At 32.1% G+C, this 1,612-nt stretch carries 3 protein-coding genes; all 3 read left to right on the top strand.

Features of this window, described 5'->3' with window-relative positions:
• Positions 1-196: transposase (locus tag CRYPD_RS07620; protein ID WP_171004370.1), on the top strand; the 196-nt coding region annotated here is incomplete at its 5' end.
• Positions 197-386: 190 nt separating this feature from the next.
• Positions 387-734 carry a hypothetical protein gene (locus tag CRYPD_RS07625; protein ID WP_244610282.1) on the top strand — a complete coding sequence of 116 codons (348 nt, stop codon included), beginning with the start codon at positions 387-389 and terminating at the stop codon, positions 732-734.
• A gap of 16 nt (positions 735-750) precedes the next feature.
• Complete coding sequence (locus CRYPD_RS07630) at positions 751-1,320, top strand: hypothetical protein (protein WP_138146974.1); 570 nt, start codon at positions 751-753, stop codon at positions 1,318-1,320.
• Positions 1,321-1,612 lie beyond the last annotated feature (292 nt).

Raw genomic sequence — 1,612 nt, forward strand, 5'->3', positions numbered from 1 at the left:
CATTCGTTATATCGTAGAACGCACTTTTGGCTTGCTAAAACTTCATCACGGTTTAGGCAAGGCAAGATACCTTGGACTAGAGAGAAACAAAACCAGAGTACAACTGATTGCCATGAGTCATAACCTTAAAACTGGCATGAATATTTTTAAAGAAATGCAGCGATTAAAAAGCCTAAGGGATTATTATATCCAGTGAGTAAAAAAGGCTAAAAAAATCAGACAAACAAGGTGTTTTTTAGATTTTTATGGAAAAATACAGAAATTTTGAGCTATTTTTTTTGAAAAATTGCAAGGGTTGAAAATAGGATGGGGAATTATGAATTATGTAAAGGTCTCAATATATAATTGTGGTATAATTTATTTTTTAACTTATAATAAGAATGATTATGTTTGCATTGAACAAGAGTATTTCATTAATGATATTGGTTACAGTTATTCTTACGACAGGTTGCGCTAATAGACCAGAAAGTATTTCGGCATCTTATGTATCACATGAACGATATATTGATAATAGTTGTTCAGTTTTAAACACAAAAATGTCAGATGCTAGGGCTAAATTGGCTAAATTCTCAGAAATGCAAAATTCAAAAGCAACCGATGATGCATGGGGCGTGTTTTTAATTTTAGTTCCAGTTAGTAAATTATCAGGCGATAGTGAAGCAGATGTTGCCAAATACAAAGGCATTGTAGAGGCAATAGAAACAGCACAAATAAAAAACAAATGTAAAGAATGAATATGCTTAGTGAATAGTGATTAATAGCATCAAACTATTGATTGCTTTATTGATAGCAACCGCCTTTCTTGGCGGTTGTTCTGCTTCTAATGCACCAGAATTTAATACTTGGAAATCTCATCAGCAGCTTTATCAAGCGAGTAACAAGTTAAAAATTGGAGATATTATTGTTACTAGTAAAGATTGGACAAGTCCACTATCATGGTTTGGACATTCCGCAATAATAGTTAACAAATACAAAGTTGGTGAATACCCACAATTTTGTACTGGTTATTACGAAACAGATGTCATACTGTGGTTGAGTAAGAAAAAAAAATTTACAGTCTTAAGGTATAAGGCATTCAATAAAAAATTTACAACTGCTTTTTTGAAAAACATTTCTAAGACAAAGCACAAGCAATATAAGATAGTTGAAAAAACCGATAATAGTGCGTTTTATTGCTCTCAGTATATTTGGTATTTATACTGGAAAACTGCCAAAGATTTGGGTTATGATTTAGATATTGATGCAGACGGTGGTTATTTTGTTACGCCGTATGACTTATTAAATTCTAAATATTTTGACAGGGTGTTATTCACACTATGAGACCACTGCATTAATCCATTACAACTTATGAAATGCATAAAATAGCACTTTTTTACCCAAAAAAAGACCTCTGCATTAAACCAAAAAAAAATCCTAAATTAACCCTAAAAACCTTGTATTTATCCTGAAATTTATAGTAAAATACTATAGTTATCAACTACTTAGTCAACCCCAAACACAGGTCAACAAAATCTTTTTCATTCAGAGCTTTTCTCCCAATTAGACACTAAAGACCCTTTAATACAGCTGGCCAATGCCATTAACTGGGCAGTCTTTGATCATAGCTTTGAGC

The organism is Bathymodiolus heckerae thiotrophic gill symbiont (assembly GCF_900180345.1).
Classification (GTDB): Bacteria; Pseudomonadota; Gammaproteobacteria; order PS1; family Pseudothioglobaceae; genus Thiodubiliella.